Genomic DNA, 16,272 nt, shown 5'->3' with positions numbered 1-16,272 from the left:
AAATATAAAATAGTTCGTTATGAATCCTACTTTTATCATTACTTTTGCATCGTTTAAATATCAAAAAGCGTATGAGTACAATTATATTAGGAATTGAGTCTTCCTGTGACGATACGTCGGCTGCGGTAATAAAAGATGGTTTTCTGTTGTCGAATGTAGTGTCCAGTCAGGCGGTGCATGAAGCTTACGGTGGTGTAGTACCCGAATTAGCATCACGTGCGCATCAGCAAAATATAGTACCTGTGGTGCATGAAGCATTGAAACGTGCAGGGGTGACAAAAGAGGAATTGAGTGCGGTAGCTTTTACGAGAGGTCCCGGACTGATGGGATCGTTGCTGGTAGGAGTATCTTTTGCGAAAGGGTTTGCCCGCTCATTAAACATTCCCATGATCGATGTTAATCATCTGACAGGACATGTATTAGCACATTTCATTAAAGAAAAGGGTGAAGAGAATGAACAACCCACTTTCCCATTCCTTTGCTTGTTGGTGTCCGGAGGTAATTCTCAAATCGTACTGGTGAAGGCATACAATGATATGGAGATTTTGGGACAGACAATTGATGATGCTGCCGGAGAAGCTATTGACAAATGTTCAAAAGTGATGGGGCTTGGTTACCCGGGCGGTCCTATTATTGACCGTTTGGCACGTCAGGGCAATCCGAAGGCTTATACATTCAGCAAACCCCACATCCCGGGGTTGGACTATAGTTTTAGTGGATTGAAGACATCGTTTCTTTACTCGTTGCGTGATTGGATGAAAGAAGATCCCGATTTCATCGAACATCATAAGACTGATTTAGCCGCTTCTCTTGAAGCGACTGTTGTAGATATATTGATGGATAAACTCCGTAAAGCAGCCAAACAGTATAAAATTAACGAGGTAGCTGTAGCAGGTGGTGTGTCCGCCAATAACGGTTTGCGTAATGCTTTCCGTGAGCATGCGGAGAAGTATGGCTGGAAGATTTTTATTCCAAAGTTTAGCTATACCACGGACAATGCTGCAATGATCGCTATTACGGGATATTTTAAATATCAGGATAAAGACTTCTGTCCTATGGAATTGCCGGCTTATTCACGTGTGACTTTATAAAAGAAAAGAGGGTAGATCTTTCTTCTTCTTTATATCTATAATATTGAGAAAGCTAAATAAAAAAAGTCATGTTTGCAGAGATAATAACCATCGGTGATGAGTTACTGATAGGCCAGGTGACTGACACTAATTCGGCATGGATGGGACGCGAATTAAATAAAGTCGGTATCGAAGTTATTCGTGTAGTGTCTGTACGTGATCGTGCAGAAGAGATAACCGAAGCAGTGGATGCCTCGATGAAAAGGGCGGATATTGTATTGATGACAGGTGGTTTGGGTCCTACTAAGGATGATATCACCAAACAAACCCTTTGTGAATATTTTGGTACCAGACTGATTTTCAGTGAGGCTGTGTTTGAAAATGTGAAGCGGGTATTAGCTGGAAAAATACCGATGAATGCGTTGAATAAGAGTCAGGCGATGGTGCCAGAGAATTGTACGGTCATTAATAATCGGGTGGGAAGTGCCTCTGTCAGTTGGTTTGAAAAGGATGGTAAAGTGCTTGTTTCCATGCCCGGTGTTCCTCAGGAGATGACTACGGTAATGAGTGAAGAAGTGATTCCTCGTTTGTGCGCAAAGTTTCATACAGATGCCATTGTACATCGTACTTTTACTGTGCAAAATTATCCGGAATCAGTGCTGGCTGAAAAACTGGAGGCTTGGGAGGTGGCGCTGCCGTCTTGTATTAAACTTGCTTACTTGCCTAAACCCGGTTTGATTCGTTTGAGATTGACAGGACGTGGACAAGATCGTCAGGAAGTAGAGACATGCTTAAATGTTGAGAGCGCCAAATTGGAAGCCATTTTAGGCGAAGATATTTTGGATGAAGAAGATACACCGATTGAGATTCTGATTGGGGAACTTCTGAAAAAGAAGAAATTGACCCTTTCCACCGCAGAAAGCTGCACCGGTGGAAGTATTGCAGCCCGTGTTACTTCGGTTGCTGGAAGTTCGGAATATTTTAAAGGAAGTGTAGTGGCGTACTCTAATGAAGTAAAGATGAAATTGCTGGGGGTATCGATGGAAACGCTTGAAAAGAAAGGTGCTGTAAGCGAGGAAACCGTAATTGAGATGGTAAAAGGTGCGATGGAAGCGCTGAAAACTGATTGTGCAGTCGCCACTTCGGGTATCGCAGGTCCTGGCGGAGGTACTAAGCAGAAGCCTGTTGGTACAGTCTGGATTGCTGCTGCCTATAAAAATGAAATTTGCACTATGAAGCAGGAAACTGACCGCGGAAGAGAAATGAATGTGGAGAGAGCAGGTAATAATGCTCTTCTGTTACTTCGAAAATTGGTGAAATGAAGAAAAATTACTGCTGAATAATGAATTTATTTAAGAAATGCTTGTTTTATATCTATAAAAGTGCTTACTTTGCGCTCTGTTTGAAAGAAGTATAGATTAAAACTATAAAAATAAGATAGAAATGTCGAAGATTTGTCAAATTACCGGAAAGAAAGCCATGATTGGCAACAATGTTTCACACTCAAAGAGAAGAACTAAGAGAACCTTTGATTTGAACTTGTTTAACAAAAAGTTCTACTATGTAGAACAGGACTGCTGGATCAGCCTGAGCCTCTGCGCTGCTGGTTTGCGTATTATTAATAAAAAAGGTTTGGACGCTGCTCTGAATGATGCAGTTGCCAAAGGGTATTGTGATTGGAAAACCATTAAAGTTATTGGCTAAAACGTAAGAGGAGAAACTGATTATGGCAAAGAAAGCAAAAGGTAATAGAGTTCAGGTGATTCTGGAATGCACAGAACACAAAGATAGCGGTATGCCGGGAACATCTCGTTATATCACAACTAAGAACAGAAAGAATACTACAGAAAGACTTGAGTTGAAAAAATACAACCCGATTCTGAAGAGAGTAACAGTACACAAAGAAATTAAATAAAAAAGAAAGAGTATAACCCATGGCAAAGAAAACAGTAGCAAGTTTGCACGAAGGATCTAAAGAAGGTCGTGCTTATACTAAGGTTATCAAAATGGTTAAATCTCCGAAGACTGGAGCTTACATTTTTGATGAACAAATGGTTCCTAACGAAAAAGTACAAGACTTTTTTAAGAAATAAGCCGGTTGCATTAGATTGCAACCTGAAAAATCCTCTCACTGATATTCATTGAGGGGATTTTTTTTGCCAATTTTATTCGCTTCAATTTTTACTTTACGCCAGTTTTATTATATCTTTGTAGCATAATGTATTATACAAATAATTGTAATCATGGGATTTTTTAGTTTTTTCTCAAAGGAAAAGAAGGAAACTTTAGATAAAGGATTATCTAAAACCAAAGAAAGTGTATTCAGCAAGATTGCCCGTGCGGTAGCCGGCAAGTCGAAGGTGGATGATGAAGTGCTGGATAATCTGGAAGAGGTGCTTATCACATCGGATGTGGGAGTAGAGACTACTCTTAATATCATTAAACGTATTGAAAAACGTGCAGCAGAAGATAAATATGTAAATACACAAGAGCTAAACTCAATTCTGCGTGAAGAAATTGCAGCATTGTTGACTGAGAATAATTCGGATGATGTTGCTGATTTCGATGTTCCGGTAGAGAAAAAGCCTTATGTCATTATGGTAGTGGGTGTGAATGGAGTTGGTAAAACAACTACCATTGGTAAACTTGCTTATCAATTCAAGAAAGCTGGTAAATCTGTTTACTTGGGTGCGGCCGATACATTTCGTGCAGCAGCTGTAGAACAGCTTGTAATTTGGGGAGATAGAGTAGGGGTACCGGTAATAAAACAAAAAATGGGTGCTGATCCCGCTTCGGTTGCATTTGATACATTAAGCTCGGCCGTTGCTAATGATGCGGATGTTGTGATTATAGATACAGCAGGACGCCTACACAATAAGGTCGGTTTGATGAATGAACTGACGAAGATTAAGAATGTAATGAAGAAGGTGGTACCTGATGCTCCGAATGAGGTGTTGCTGGTGCTTGATGGTTCAACCGGGCAGAATGCCTTTGAGCAGGCTAAACAATTCACGTTGGCTACAGAGGTGACTGCCATGGCTATAACAAAACTGGACGGAACGGCAAAGGGAGGCGTTGTTATCGGAATTTCAGATCAGTTTAAGATTCCGGTGAAATATATTGGATTGGGTGAAGGTATGGAAGACCTGCAGGTTTTCCGCAAGAAAGAATTTGTAGACTCCTTATTTGGAGAGAATGCATGAAAAGAAAAACTATAGATATTATAACATTAGGGTGCTCTAAGAATTTGGTGGATTCGGAACAGTTGATGCGTCAGTTGGAAGAAGCCGGATATGATGTTACCCATGACTCGGAAAAACCGACAGGAGAAATAGCAGTTATCAATACCTGCGGTTTCATCGGTGATGCGAAAGAAGAATCAATTAATATGATTCTGGAATTTGCCCAGGAAAAAGAAGAAGGAAATCTGGAAAAACTTTTTGTTATGGGCTGTCTTTCGGAACGCTATTTAAAAGAATTGGCGATTGAAATTCCTCAGGTTGATAAGTTTTATGGTAAATTCAACTGGAAAGAGTTGTTGCAGGACTTGGGAAAAGCCTACCATGACGAACTTCATATTGAACGTACGCTAACTACCCCTAAACATTATGCTTATCTGAAAATATCAGAGGGGTGTGACCGTAAATGTTCTTATTGCGCTATACCAATCATTACAGGACGTCATGTGTCTCGTCCCATGGAAGAGATCTTGGACGAAGTGAGATACTTGGTTTCCAATGGTGTGAAAGAGTTTCAGGTGATTGCCCAGGAGTTGACTTACTATGGAGTCGATTTATACAAGAAACAAATGCTCCCGGAATTGATTGAGCGTGTTTCTGAGATTCCGGGTGTGGAATGGATACGTTTACACTATGCATACCCGGCACATTTTCCTGAAGACTTGTTTAGAGTGATGCGTGAACGGGATAATGTATGCAAATACATGGATATAGCATTGCAACATATTAGTGATAACATGTTGCAACGTATGCGGCGTCATGTGACCAAAGAAGACACCTATCGGTTAATTGAACAGTTTCGTAAAGAAGTTCCCGGTATTCATTTACGTACAACGTTGATGGTGGGGCATCCGGGTGAAACAGAAGAGGATTTTGAGGAATTGAAAGAGTTTGTTCGTAAAGTCCGTTTCGATAGAATGGGAGCTTTTGCTTATTCAGAGGAAGAGGGCACGTATGCGGCAGCTAATTATGAAGATTCTATTCCTCAAGAAGTGAAACAGGCCCGCTTGGATGAACTGATGGATATTCAACAGGGGATTTCTGCTGAACTTAGTGCATCTAAGGTGGGGTGGCAAATGAAAGTTATCATTGATCGTATAGAGGGTGATTATTATGTTGGGCGCACTGAATTTGATTCTCCGGAAGTAGATCCTGAGGTATTAATAAAGTGCGAGGGAGATAGTCTGAGGGTTGGTAACTTTTATCAAATAGAGGTGATTGATTCCGATGAATTCGATCTTTTTGCGAAAGTTATCTAAAGATATTTCCCTAAGAATTTGTTTTTTTCATTCGGATTGACTAATATAGCAACATACTTTTAAAATTGTAGTATTTTGAATAACAAAGAATTTACTTCAGAACTTTCGCGCAGGTTAGGATATAATACAAAAGATACTTCTGACTTGATAACTACTCTGCTGTCTGACATCATTCAGGAGCTGCAGGAAGGTAATGCTATAGGAATACAGGGATTTGGTGCTTTTGAAGTAAAAAAGAAGGCTGAGCGTATTGTCATCAATCCTGTCACCAGACTACGCTTGTTGGTTCCACCCAAACTGGTGTTGGCATTCAAGCCAAGTCCAATCTTAAAGGATAAGTTTAAAGAAGCATTTCCGTATGAATGAAAGGTTGACTATACAGAATCTTGTTGATTTACTGGTTAGCAGGCATGGGGTCCCTCAAAAAGATGCCGATGTTTTTGTTCGGGAGTTTTTTCTGTTGATAGAACAGGCTCTGGAGAATGATCAGTACGTGAAAATCAAGGGGCTGGGAACATTTAAACTGATAGGGGTTAATAGCCGTGAAAGTGTAAATATCAATACAGGCGAACGAATTAAGATAGAAGGACATACAAAGATTTCTTTTACTCCTGATCCTTCTTTGCGGGATATTATTAATAGGCCTTTTTCTCATTTTGAGACGGTTGTACTGAATGAGAATACTGTATTGGAAGATACGCCGATAGAGGAATTGGAGGGAGATCCGGTGGATGTGCCTGAAGTAGAAGGAACACAGTTTATGGAGGATGTCTCAATTGAAACAGAGCCTATAGAGGCAGCAAAGCAGATAGAAACAGCAGAATCGGAGGGTATGCTGGAGCAAAACGCAGAGAATGCTGAGACTACTACAGGGGATATTGAGGAGGATACGAAAAAAACGGAAAATATAGAAATTGGAAGTCGAATGGTTGATGTGCCTGAAGAAGTTGAAAAGGAAACCTGCAAGGATACGGGCACAAAGACTATCATAGAAATAGAAGGATTATCTGTTGATGAAGTATCGGAAGACATTAAACCAGATAAGACTGACGAAGGATTCGAGGAAGAACAAGAGCAGGCGGAAAAAGAAATAGAAGAAGGCGAGGCTCCTAAACTGACTGCAGAAGAAATAATTGCTCGGGAGATTCAGAAAACAGAAGTTCCGATTGTTCCTATGGGAAAGGAGAGGTACCCCCAAAAAGAAATTAAATTCAAAAAAGAGAAGTCTCCTGTCCCTTATTTGGTAACTATCATAGCGGTTGTTATGCTGCTTTGTGGTGCGGCTCTGGTTTTTGTTTATTATCCGGATTTGTTTTCTAAAAAAGAAATGCAATCAACCGTAATTGAAGCGGTGGAGAAAAAAGAGCCTATAAAGGAAGTCCCGTTAGATACTGTTATGAAAACAGATACTATAGCCGAAGTGGTGGCAAAAATGCAGGATAAACAACAGGTAGTGAATCCTAAACCTGTATCGGTGAAAACGGATAAAGTATCGGAGAGTAAATCGGTTGCTCAGGAAAAGGTTACTAAGAAGGTGGTGTCAATACCTGTTAAGCCGGATTCTGTAAATTACATAATTACCGGTACTAAGACTACCTATACGATGAAAGAGGGGGAGACTTTAACCAAGGTCTCTTTACGCTTCTATGGTACAAAAGATTTGTGGCCTTATATTGTTAAGCATAATCAGGGAGTGATTAAGAATCCGAATAGTGTGCCATATGGTACTGTACTTAAAATACCGGAACTTGTTAAAAAGTAACGGCTTTGTATGGCACCCGGGTGTATAAACTTGTATACATCCGGGTGCCGTGTTTATGTTATACAAATACAAAAGCGTATGAAAGTACCTTAATCTAAAGACTTCGCATTGTTTTTTAATAAAAATTAGTTGGAATGGTTAAAGATATAGTGTACTTTTGGAATCGAAATTAAAAAGCCTTACAACATAGGTTTCATTTACATTATAAGTAAGAAATTAAACAATAAAATAATTAGTATTTATGGCTGAATCAATTGACATCCGCGAATTGAACGAGCGGATTGAAAGACAGAGTGCTTTCGTTACCAATCTTACAACAGGCATGGACCAGATCATTGTGGGTCAGAAACATTTGGTAGAGTCACTGTTAATCGGGCTACTTTCTGACGGGCATGTATTGCTTGAGGGTGTACCAGGATTGGCAAAAACTTTGGCAATCAAGACATTGGCTTCGTTGATCGATGCAAAATACAGCCGCATACAGTTTACGCCTGATTTGTTGCCTGCCGATGTTGTAGGTACTATGGTTTACAGTCAGAAAGATGAAACCTTTCAAGTGAAAAAAGGTCCGATTTTTGCTAATTTTGTATTGGCCGATGAAATAAACCGTGCGCCTGCCAAAGTACAGAGTGCCCTGCTTGAAGCCATGCAGGAACGTCAGGTGACCATTGGTAAAGAGACATTCTTGTTGCCTGAGCCATTCCTTGTGTTAGCTACACAGAACCCGATTGAGCAGGAAGGTACATATCCGCTTCCGGAAGCTCAGGTAGACCGTTTTATGCTTAAGGTGATTATTGATTATCCGAAGCAGGAAGAGGAGAAATTAATTATTCGCCAAAACATTAATGGAGAGAAATTCAATGTGAAACCTATTTTGAAGGCAGAAGAAATAATTGAAGCCCGTAAAGTAGTACGCCAGGTTTATTTGGATGAAAAGATTGAACGTTATATTGTAGACATCGTATTTGCTACACGTTATCCCGAAAAATATGATTTGAAAGAGCTGAAAGATATGATTGGATTCGGTGGTTCACCTCGTGCTTCCATTAACCTGGCTTTGGCTGCACGTACTTATGCATTTATTAAACGTCGTGGCTATGTGATTCCGGAAGATGTACGTGCTGTTGCACATGATGTCCTCCGGCATCGTATCGGATTGACATATGAAGCGGAAGCCAGCAATGTAACTTCTGATGAAATTGTAAGTAAAATATTGAATAAGATAGAAGTGCCTTAATTTTAATTGAGAATGAATAATCCTCAATTACCAACTTTCAATTCTCAATTAAATAGATGGAAACAAGTGAAATTCTAAAAAAAGTTCGTCGGATTGAAATAAAGACGCGTGGATTGTCGAACAATATTTTTGCAGGACAGTACCATTCGGCCTTCAAAGGTAGAGGTATGGCTTTTTCTGAGGTGCGTGAATATCAGTTTGGTGATGATATACGTGACATTGACTGGAATGTGACAGCGCGTTTTAACAAACCTTTTGTGAAGGTGTTTGAGGAAGAGCGCGAACTGACGGTGATGTTGATGGTGGATGTTTCCGGTAGTTTGGAATTTGGCACCGTAAAACAGCTGAAGAAGGATATGGTAACAGAAATTGCAGCTACTCTCGCATTTTCTGCTATTCAGAATAACGATAAGATCGGAGTTATTTTCTTTTCAGACAGAATAGAAAAATTTATTCCTCCCAAGAAAGGGCGTAAACACATTCTGTACATTATTCGTGAACTGATTGATTTTAAGCCCGAAAGTCGTCGTACAAATATTCGCCTTGCTCTGGAATATCTGACGAATGTCATGAAAAGACGTTGTACAGCTTTCATTTTATCCGATTTTATAGATCAGGAAAGCTTTAAGAATGCAATGACCATAGCCAATAGGAAACATGATGTTGTCGCTATTCAAGTATATGACAGGAGAGTAGCTGAGTTACCGGCAGTAGGTTTGATGCGGATTAAAGATGCGGAAACCGGACATGAACAGTGGATAGACACATCTTCGGCCGGAGTGCGTAAGGCGCATCATGAATGGTGGGTAAATAAACAAACTGAGTTAGACGAAACGTTTACAAAAAGTAATGTTGATTCTGTTTCGGTACGTACTGATCAGGATTACGTGAAAGCGTTACTGAATTTATTTGCTAAACGAAATTAACAGGAAAGATGAATAAAAATATATTTCTGATAGTATTGTTATTTCTGGTTTCTGGCAGAATTGCTGCACAGTCTGTGACTGTCGATGCTAAAATAGACTCTTTGCAAATTCTAATAGGAGAACAGGCAAAAGTGCAGTTACAAGTAGCGATGGATGTGAAGCAGAAAGCTGTTTTTCCGGTATTTACAGATACGCTGGTACGTGGGGTGGAAATTGTGGAAACTGCTAAACCTGATACACAGTATTTAAATGATCGCCAGAGAATGTTAATTACCCAGGAGTATACGGTAACTTCTTTTGATTCAGCTTTATATTATATTCCTCCTATGGGTGTGAAGATCGATAATAAAGAGTATAAATCGAAAGCATTGGCATTGAAAGTGTACTCAATGCCTGTGGATACTTTGCATCCTGATCAGTTTTTTGGTCAGAAGACCGTTATGAAGGCTCCTTTTGCATGGGAAGATTGGTATGGCTTGATTGGTTGCTCTTTTTTGGCATTACCACTGTTAGGATTGCTCATTTATTTGATTGTTCGCATCCGTGATAATAAGCCTATTATTCGTAAAATAAAGGTTGAGCCTAAGTTGCCTCCACATCAACTGGCAATGAAAGAGATAGAGCGTATTAAGACAGAGAAGATATGGCAAAAGGGACAACCAAAGGAATATTATACGGAATTGACAGATGCTCTTCGCACATATATTAAGAATCGATTTGGTTTTAATGCATTGGAAATGACTTCATCTGAAATTATAGATAAATTGCTTGAATTTAATGATAAAGAAGCTATATCAGATTTAAAATATTTATTCCAGACAGCCGATTTGGTTAAATTCGCTAAGCATGATCCGCAAATGAACGAAAATGATACGAATTTAATTAATGCAATTGATTTTATTAATGAAACCAAACAACCGGAAGAAGAGAACCTGAAGCCACAGCCTACTGAAATCACCATTATAGAGAAAAGGTCTTTGCGTACAAAGATATTACTGATATGTGGTATTGTATTTTTGTCGGCTGCTCTTATTGGAACCTTTGTATATATAGGGTTACAACTCTATAACTTGTTTGCGTAATAGGTTTTGACTTTTATCATATAAAATAAGAAATAGTAAATTGTAAATAGAATGGTTTTTGCCAATATTGAATATTTGTTTTTGCTGCTGTTACTTATACCATATATTGTGTGGTATATAATGAAGCGGAAGAAGACGGAGCCGACTCTTCAGATTTCTGATGCACGTGTATATGCACATGCACCGAAAAGTTATAGGAACTATTTGCTGCATGTACCTTTTGGTTTGCGCATCATTGCTCTAATATTGATCATCTTGGTTTTGGCACGCCCTCAAACAACCAATAGCTGGCAAAACAGCGAAATCGAAGGTATTGATATTATGTTAGCTATCGATGTATCTACCAGTATGTTGGCAGAGGACTTGAAGCCTAATAGATTGGAGGCTGCTAAAGATGTAGCTGCGGAATTTATTAATGGCCGTCCGAATGATAATATAGGTATTACGCTTTTTGCCGGTGAAAGTTTTACTCAGTGTCCTTTAACGGTAGATCATGCTGTATTACTGAATCTATTTCAAGGTATTAAGTGCGATATTATTGAGGATGGGACAGCAGTGGGAATGGGAATTGCTAATGCAGTAACTAGGCTGAAAGATAGTAAAGCAAAATCAAAAGTGATTATTTTGCTGACAGATGGTACAAATAATAAAGGGGATATTTCTCCATTGACAGCTGCTGAAATAGCAAAAAGTTTTGGTATACGTGTTTATACTATTGGTGTGGGAACAAATGGTATGGCTCCTTATCCGGTACCGGTTGGGGGAACAGTACAGTATATTAATACGCCGGTTGAAATTGATGAAAAAACCCTTACTCAAATAGCAGGTATTACGGATGGAAACTATTTTCGTGCTACCAGCAATTCGAAACTGAAAGAGGTTTATGAAGAGATTGATAAATTGGAGAAAACGAAATTGAACGTGAAAGAGTATAGTAAGCGTCAGGAAGAATATCGTTGGTTTGCGCTGGCTGCTTTCTTATGTGTACTGCTTGAACTACTGTTACGTAACTCAATATTGAAGAAGATACCATAAAATAGATAGAAAGATGTTTCGATTTGAAGAACCTGCATATTTATATTTGTTGTTGTTGCTACCATTGTTGGTAGCCTTCTATCTTTTTTCTAACTATAGAAGGAGGAAAGCTATTCGTAAATTCGGGGATCCGGTATTGATGGCACAACTGATGCCTGATGTATCTAAATATCGTCCGGATGTAAAGTTTTGGTTGGTATTTACCGCCATAGGTCTGTTTGCGGTATTGTTAGCCCGTCCACAATTCGGCTCTAAACTTGAAACTGTAAAGCGTAAAGGAGTAGAGGTTATGATTGCATTGGACATTTCTAACTCTATGCTTGCACAAGATGTTCAGCCAAGTCGTTTGGAAAAAGCTAAGAGGCTTATATCTAAATTAGTAGATGGTATGGAGAATGACAAAGTGGGCATGATTGTATTTGCGGGAGATGCTTTTACTCAGTTGCCCATAACGAGTGATTATATTTCCGCTAAGATGTTTCTGGAATCTATTAATCCTTCGTTAATATCTAAACAAGGTACAGCTATTGGTGCAGCGATCAGTCTGGCAGCTCGCAGCTTTACTCCACAAGAAGGAGTAGGACGTGCTATTGTAGTGATTACCGATGGTGAGAACCATGAAGGCGGGGCTGTTGAAGCTGCTAAAGAAGCTGCCAAAAAAGGTATTCAAGTGAACGTTTTGGGAGTTGGTTTGCCCGATGGTGCTCCTATTCCAATTGAAGGTAGTAACGATTTTCGCCGTGATCGTGAAGGCAATGTAATTGTGACCCGTTTGAATGAGGCTATGTGTCAGGAAATTGCAAAGGTAGGGAATGGGATTTATGTTCGTGTAGATAACTCAAATTCTGCGCAAAAGGCTATTAATCAAGAAATTAATAAGATGGCTAAATCAGATGTTGAGTCTAAAGTGTATACAGAATATAATGAACAATTCCAAGTAATTGCTTGGATGATATTGCTTTTATTATTGGTAGAGATGTTGATTTTAGATCGTAAAAATCCATTGTTTAAAAACATTCGGTTGTTTTCTAATAAGTAATAATGTGTATGTCAAGAAGTAAATATATATTATTCGCTCTGTTGCTATCCCTCTCTCTGGGTACATTTGCACAAAAGGCTGAGCGTGATTATATCCGTAAAGGCAATCGTCTTTTTAAGGACAGTGTTTTTGTGGATGCTGAGGTTAATTACCGAAAAGCATTAGAGGTGAATCCCAAATCAACTGTTTCTATGTATAATTTGGGTAATACGTTGTCGCAACAGCAAAAGTTTAAAGATGCGATGGAGCAATATGTAGCTGCAACTCAAATAGAAAAAGATAAGGCCAAGTTGGGACAGATTTATCATAATATGGGAGTATTATTCCAGTCTGGTAAAGATTATCAGAAAGCGGTTGAAGCATATAAGATGTCTTTGAGAAATAATCCGAAAGATGATGAAACCCGTTATAACTTGGCATTGGCTCAAAAGTTGTTGAAAGATCAACAGCAAAATCAACAGAACCAAGACCAAAATCAGGATCAGAATAAAGATGATCAGCAAAAGCAACAAGATAATAAAGATCAGAATAAGCAAAATGATCAAAATAAGGATAAACAGCAGCAGCAACCTCCTAAGTCTGAGAAGAACGACAATGAAATGTCTAAGGAAAATGCAGAGCAGTTGCTTAATTCTGTAATGCAAGATGAAAAAGGTGTTCAAGATAAAGTGAAGAAGCAACAGACTCTTCAGGGAAGACGTTTAGAGAAGGATTGGTAATAATAAAATAATTGATGATAAAAACTTCAGAGGAAATGAGAAAATTGATTTTCTTATTGATTACACTGGTAGCGGTGACTACACAGGCGTGGGCTGATGGGAAGGTAGTATTTACTGCATCTGCACCTGATGCTGTAGTAGTGGGTGACCAGTTTAGGTTATCGTATACAGTAAATACGATAAAGGTAAGGGATTTTCGTGTGCCTTCTATAAAAGGATTTGATGTATTAATGGGACCTAATCGTTCGCAACGTATGCAATCGATTAATGGGGTTACCAATAATAGTATTACTTTTACTTATATTCTGATGGCCACGGCTGAAGGAGAATATTCTATTCCGGGTGCTACGATTACGGCAGATGGAAATCAGATGGTTTCTAATTCGGTAAAAATAAAGGTTCTTCCTCCCGATAAGACTGGAGGAAGTACTGGCAGTAGTAGCGCTTCGTCATCAAGTAGCCCAACTGGGATATCCTCTTCCGTTTCCAATCAGGATTTGCTTATTACTGCTACAGCCAATAAGACTAATGTATATGAACAGGAGGCTTTCCTTTTAACTTTTAAAATTTATACTCGTGAGTCCCAACTTCGATTTGAGAATGTGAAACTACCTGATTTTAAAGGATTCCATTCTCAAGAAATAGAAATGCCGGCTAATGCTAAATGGTCACAGGAACATTATAAGGGAAGGAATTATTTTACGACTGTATATCGTCAATTTGTATTATTTCCTCAACAATCCGGAAAGCTGACGATTGAACCTGCACGTTTTGATGCTACTATCGCGAAAGCTGTACAATCTGATGATCCATTTGATGCTTTTTTTAATGGTGGTAGCAATTATGTAAATGTGAGTAAGGTAATCATGACACCCAAGATCACAATTAATGTAACTCCGTTGCCTGCTGGTAAACCCGCTAACTTTTCTGGAGGAGTAGGGGAGTTTAGCGTCACTTCTTCTATTAATTCTAAAGAAGTGAAGACGAATGATGCTATAACGGTAAAGCTGGTAATTTCAGGAACTGGTAATTTAAAATTAATAGCTAACCCGGAAATAAAATTTCCGGAGGATTTTGATGTATATGAACCGAAGATGGACAGTAAAGTTCGTCTGACTCAAGAAGGACTTTCAGGGAGTAAGGTTATTGAATATCTTGCCATTCCGAGACATGCTGGAGTTTATAAGATTCCGGGAGTTTCTTTCAGTTATTTTGATATAAAGTCAAAGTCTTATAAAACACTGAGTACTGAAGACTATGAAGTCAAAGTGGAAAAAGGGGCAGGAAATGCAGATCAGGTTATTGCAAACTTTACTAATAAAGAGGAACTGAAAATATTAGGTGAAGACATCCGCTATATAAAATTGAATGATGTTAAACTTCAGCCGAAAGATAGTCTTTTATTCGGTTCTTTACTTTATTGGCTATTCTACATTATTCCTGCTGTTGTATTTATTATATTCTTCATAGTTTACCGTAAGCAAGCTGCAGAAAATGCAAATGTAGCTAAGATGCGTACAAAGAAAGCTAATAAAGTAGCTGCAAGACGAATGAAGTTGGCTGGAAAATTACTTGCAGAGAATAAGAAAGAAGCATTTTATGATGAAGTACTTAAAGCTTTATGGGGGTATATTAGTGATAAACTCAATATTCCGGTTTCTCGTTTGTCAAAAGATAATGTGGAAGATAAACTTAGAAATCATGGAGTCAGTGACGAGTTGATAAAAGATTTCTTGGCTGCTCTGAATGAGTGTGAGTTTGCACGTTTTGCACCGGGAGATGAAAGCCAAGCCATGGATAAGGTTTATTCATCATCGTTGGAAGTGGTTAGTAAGATGGAGAATTCAATAAAACGCTAAATTAGAGAAGATAAAGTCATGAAAAAAATATTGTTTTTTACTTTGGGCTTGTTAGTGGCAGTGATTTCTTTCGGGCAGGATTCATTAGTAACAGATTCTACTCAGAGGATGGAAGGAGATTCTGTCATTATTCGTAATACGGAGTTTTCCAGTTCTAAATTAGAGGATGCTACAAAATCTGAAGGCGACAGTGCTTATATAAGAAATGATTTTGCATCTGCAATTCAAATTTATGAATCACTGTTACGTAAAGGAGAAGCAGCTGATGTATACTATAATCTTGGAAATAGCTATTATAAAGTCAATGAGATAGCAAAGGCTATTTTAAATTATGAAAGAGCATTATTACTTCAACCTGGTAACGGAGATATTCGTGCTAATTTAGAGATAGCTCGTAGTAAGACTGTTGATAAGGTGGAAACTGTGCCTGAGGTGTTCTTTGTGACGTGGACCAAAGCATTGATTAATAGTATGAGCGTAGATGCATGGGCTGTATGCGGTGTTGTGAGCTTCCTGTTGCTAATCGTATCTCTCTATTTCTTTATATTCTCAAAACAAGTGGTATTGAAGAAAGTGGGGTTTATTACAGGTATAGTCTTTCTAATAGTTGTTGTAATGACCAATGTTTTTGCTTTTAAGCAAAAAAAAGAATTATTGAATCGGGACAGTGCAATCATAATGAATCCTAGTGTTACGGTTAGGAGTACACCCAGTGAGAATGGTACTAGTTTGTTTATTCTTCATGAAGGGCATAAAGTTGATATTAAAGATAGCTCTATGAAAGACTGGAAAGAAATTCGTCTTGAAGATGGAAAGGTAGGATGGGTACCGGTTAGTTCGATTGAAATTATTTGAGAATAGAATCTATAAATATTTTATCAAAGTCCCTCTTTAATAGTATTGGATCTATTGAAGAGGGACTTTATTGTATTATAAGAAGTTACTATTGATTTAGATTGTTTTAGCAAAAAAAAGAGGCACTTTTTTTTGTTTTATCTTTTTTTTTTCTTAAGTTTATAGCGTGATAATATAGTCACGTAGTATT

At 38.5% G+C, this 16,272-nt stretch carries 17 protein-coding genes; all 17 read left to right on the top strand.

Translation table 11 applies throughout. The features are described 5' to 3' along the window. Nucleotides 1-71: 71 nt before the first annotated feature. Nucleotides 72-1,091, top strand: a complete 1,020-nt coding sequence (gene tsaD, locus R3O62_RS16105; RefSeq protein WP_005777909.1) for a tRNA (adenosine(37)-N6)-threonylcarbamoyltransferase complex transferase subunit TsaD — start codon at nucleotides 72-74, stop codon at nucleotides 1,089-1,091. Between the two features lie 68 nt (nucleotides 1,092-1,159). Beyond that, the gene (locus tag R3O62_RS16100) at nucleotides 1,160-2,392 is read left to right on the top strand and encodes a CinA family nicotinamide mononucleotide deamidase-related protein (RefSeq protein ID WP_005777905.1); all 1,233 of its coding nucleotides are present in this window, start codon (nucleotides 1,160-1,162) and stop codon (nucleotides 2,390-2,392) included. A gap of 121 nt (nucleotides 2,393-2,513) precedes the next feature. After that, nucleotides 2,514-2,774 (top strand): 50S ribosomal protein L28, encoded by a 261-nt coding sequence (rpmB, locus tag R3O62_RS16095; RefSeq protein ID WP_002560154.1) that lies wholly within the window; start codon nucleotides 2,514-2,516, stop codon nucleotides 2,772-2,774. 22 nt (nucleotides 2,775-2,796) lie between these two features. Further along, nucleotides 2,797-2,985, top strand: coding sequence for a 50S ribosomal protein L33 (gene rpmG / locus R3O62_RS16090; RefSeq protein WP_002560155.1), 189 nt, complete (start codon nucleotides 2,797-2,799; stop codon nucleotides 2,983-2,985). Nucleotides 2,986-3,004: 19 nt separating this feature from the next. Next, nucleotides 3,005-3,163, top strand: coding sequence for a DUF4295 domain-containing protein (locus tag R3O62_RS16085; RefSeq protein WP_005777897.1), 159 nt, complete (start codon nucleotides 3,005-3,007; stop codon nucleotides 3,161-3,163). Between the two features lie 150 nt (nucleotides 3,164-3,313). Then, nucleotides 3,314-4,273 (top strand): signal recognition particle-docking protein FtsY, encoded by a 960-nt coding sequence (gene ftsY, locus R3O62_RS16080; protein ID WP_022011375.1) that lies wholly within the window; start codon nucleotides 3,314-3,316, stop codon nucleotides 4,271-4,273. Continuing rightward, on the top strand, nucleotides 4,270-5,568 hold the full coding sequence (gene rimO, locus R3O62_RS16075) for a 30S ribosomal protein S12 methylthiotransferase RimO (RefSeq protein WP_005777893.1): 1,299 nt from the start codon (nucleotides 4,270-4,272) through the stop codon (nucleotides 5,566-5,568). Before ftsY ends, rimO begins: the two co-directional genes overlap by 4 nt. 75 nt (nucleotides 5,569-5,643) lie before the next feature. Next, the gene (locus tag R3O62_RS16070; protein WP_005777892.1) at nucleotides 5,644-5,934 is read left to right on the top strand and encodes an HU family DNA-binding protein; all 291 of its coding nucleotides are present in this window, start codon (nucleotides 5,644-5,646) and stop codon (nucleotides 5,932-5,934) included. After that, on the top strand, nucleotides 5,927-7,330 hold the full coding sequence (locus R3O62_RS16065) for an HU family DNA-binding protein (RefSeq protein ID WP_032539270.1): 1,404 nt from the start codon (nucleotides 5,927-5,929) through the stop codon (nucleotides 7,328-7,330). The genes R3O62_RS16070 and R3O62_RS16065 overlap by 8 nt, the downstream gene beginning before the upstream one ends. A gap of 241 nt (nucleotides 7,331-7,571) precedes the next feature. After that, nucleotides 7,572-8,567, top strand: coding sequence for an AAA family ATPase (locus tag R3O62_RS16060; RefSeq protein WP_005777888.1), 996 nt, complete (start codon nucleotides 7,572-7,574; stop codon nucleotides 8,565-8,567). Nucleotides 8,568-8,623: 56 nt separating this feature from the next. Then, the gene (locus R3O62_RS16055; RefSeq protein WP_005806284.1) at nucleotides 8,624-9,493 is read left to right on the top strand and encodes a DUF58 domain-containing protein; all 870 of its coding nucleotides are present in this window, start codon (nucleotides 8,624-8,626) and stop codon (nucleotides 9,491-9,493) included. A gap of 8 nt (nucleotides 9,494-9,501) precedes the next feature. Then, the gene (locus R3O62_RS16050; RefSeq protein ID WP_032539271.1) at nucleotides 9,502-10,575 is read left to right on the top strand and encodes a membrane exported protein; all 1,074 of its coding nucleotides are present in this window, start codon (nucleotides 9,502-9,504) and stop codon (nucleotides 10,573-10,575) included. Between the two features lie 51 nt (nucleotides 10,576-10,626). Continuing rightward, on the top strand, nucleotides 10,627-11,610 hold the full coding sequence (locus tag R3O62_RS16045) for a vWA domain-containing protein (RefSeq protein ID WP_032531023.1): 984 nt from the start codon (nucleotides 10,627-10,629) through the stop codon (nucleotides 11,608-11,610). Between the two features lie 13 nt (nucleotides 11,611-11,623). Further along, on the top strand, nucleotides 11,624-12,649 hold the full coding sequence (locus R3O62_RS16040) for a VWA domain-containing protein (RefSeq protein WP_005777880.1): 1,026 nt from the start codon (nucleotides 11,624-11,626) through the stop codon (nucleotides 12,647-12,649). A gap of 8 nt (nucleotides 12,650-12,657) precedes the next feature. Then, on the top strand, nucleotides 12,658-13,368 hold the full coding sequence (locus R3O62_RS16035) for a tetratricopeptide repeat protein (protein WP_175413947.1): 711 nt from the start codon (nucleotides 12,658-12,660) through the stop codon (nucleotides 13,366-13,368). Nucleotides 13,369-13,403: 35 nt separating this feature from the next. Continuing rightward, nucleotides 13,404-15,227, top strand: a complete 1,824-nt coding sequence (locus R3O62_RS16030) for a BatD family protein (RefSeq protein ID WP_032539373.1) — start codon at nucleotides 13,404-13,406, stop codon at nucleotides 15,225-15,227. An 18-nt stretch (nucleotides 15,228-15,245) separates the two neighbouring features. Beyond that, a complete protein-coding gene (locus tag R3O62_RS16025) occupies nucleotides 15,246-16,082 on the top strand; it encodes a tetratricopeptide repeat protein (RefSeq protein ID WP_032539273.1) in 837 nt (278 codons plus the stop codon). Nucleotides 16,083-16,272 lie beyond the last annotated feature (190 nt).

It is taken from the genome of Bacteroides hominis (assembly GCF_033042785.2).
In the GTDB taxonomy this organism is placed as follows: domain Bacteria; phylum Bacteroidota; class Bacteroidia; order Bacteroidales; family Bacteroidaceae; genus Bacteroides; species Bacteroides hominis.
Note: the sequence above shows the minus strand (reverse complement) of the source record. Positions and strands in the feature narration are given on the sequence as shown.

Coding starts and splice junctions, on each gene's coding strand:
- R3O62_RS16055 (WP_005806284.1), top strand. CDS start 8,624: ATGGAAACAAGTGAAATTCTAAAAAAAGTTCGTCGGATTGAAATAAAG.
- R3O62_RS16060 (WP_005777888.1), top strand. CDS start 7,572: ATGGCTGAATCAATTGACATCCGCGAATTGAACGAGCGGATTGAAAGA.
- rpmG (WP_002560155.1), top strand. CDS start 2,797: ATGGCAAAGAAAGCAAAAGGTAATAGAGTTCAGGTGATTCTGGAATGC.
- rimO (WP_005777893.1), top strand. CDS start 4,270: ATGAAAAGAAAAACTATAGATATTATAACATTAGGGTGCTCTAAGAAT.
- R3O62_RS16030 (WP_032539373.1), top strand. CDS start 13,404: ATGAGAAAATTGATTTTCTTATTGATTACACTGGTAGCGGTGACTACA.
- R3O62_RS16050 (WP_032539271.1), top strand. CDS start 9,502: ATGAATAAAAATATATTTCTGATAGTATTGTTATTTCTGGTTTCTGGC.
- R3O62_RS16025 (WP_032539273.1), top strand. CDS start 15,246: ATGAAAAAAATATTGTTTTTTACTTTGGGCTTGTTAGTGGCAGTGATT.
- R3O62_RS16035 (WP_175413947.1), top strand. CDS start 12,658: ATGTCAAGAAGTAAATATATATTATTCGCTCTGTTGCTATCCCTCTCT.
- ftsY (WP_022011375.1), top strand. CDS start 3,314: ATGGGATTTTTTAGTTTTTTCTCAAAGGAAAAGAAGGAAACTTTAGAT.
- R3O62_RS16040 (WP_005777880.1), top strand. CDS start 11,624: ATGTTTCGATTTGAAGAACCTGCATATTTATATTTGTTGTTGTTGCTA.
- rpmB (WP_002560154.1), top strand. CDS start 2,514: ATGTCGAAGATTTGTCAAATTACCGGAAAGAAAGCCATGATTGGCAAC.
- R3O62_RS16085 (WP_005777897.1), top strand. CDS start 3,005: ATGGCAAAGAAAACAGTAGCAAGTTTGCACGAAGGATCTAAAGAAGGT.
- R3O62_RS16065 (WP_032539270.1), top strand. CDS start 5,927: ATGAATGAAAGGTTGACTATACAGAATCTTGTTGATTTACTGGTTAGC.
- tsaD (WP_005777909.1), top strand. CDS start 72: ATGAGTACAATTATATTAGGAATTGAGTCTTCCTGTGACGATACGTCG.
- R3O62_RS16100 (WP_005777905.1), top strand. CDS start 1,160: ATGTTTGCAGAGATAATAACCATCGGTGATGAGTTACTGATAGGCCAG.
- R3O62_RS16045 (WP_032531023.1), top strand. CDS start 10,627: ATGGTTTTTGCCAATATTGAATATTTGTTTTTGCTGCTGTTACTTATA.